General features: G+C 63.1%; 1 protein-coding gene. It reads right to left on the bottom strand.

The genetic code is table 11. From position 1 onward, the window contains the following. A partial coding sequence (locus FGX59_RS37350) for a GTP-binding protein (protein WP_138473516.1) occupies nucleotides 1-506 on the bottom strand: 506 nt, incomplete at its 3' end. Between the last annotated feature and the right edge of the window lies 1 nt (nucleotide 507).

Raw genomic sequence — 507 nt, 5'->3', positions numbered from 1 at the left:
GAGCCGGCAACGATCGGAATGTCGTCGCCCGGGAAGTCGTAGGACGACAGCAGTTCGCGGACTTCCATCTCGACGAGCTCCAGGAGCTCCTCGTCATCCACTTGGTCGACCTTGTTGAGGAACACGACCAGCGCCGGAACGCCGACCTGGCGCGCCAGAAGGATGTGCTCGCGGGTCTGCGGCATGGGGCCGTCAGCTGCGTTCACAACCAGGATCGCGCCGTCCATCTGCGCGGCACCGGTGATCATGTTCTTCACGTAGTCGGCGTGGCCGGGGCAGTCCACGTGCGCGTAGTGGCGCGCGTCGGTCTCGTATTCCACATGCGCGGTCGAGATGGTGATGCCGCGGGCCTTCTCTTCCGGCGCGCCGTCGATCTGGTCGTATGCCTTGAAGTCACCGAAATACTTGGTGATCGCTGCGGTCAGCGTGGTCTTGCCGTGGTCGACGTGACCGATCGTGCCGATGTTCACGTGCGGCTTCGTACGCTCAAACTTTGCCTTTGCCATG

The organism is Poseidonocella sp. HB161398 (assembly GCF_005870025.1).
In the GTDB taxonomy this organism is placed as follows: Bacteria; Pseudomonadota; Alphaproteobacteria; order Rhodobacterales; family Rhodobacteraceae; genus Mangrovicoccus.
Note: the sequence above shows the minus strand (reverse complement) of the source record. Positions and strands in the feature narration are given on the sequence as shown.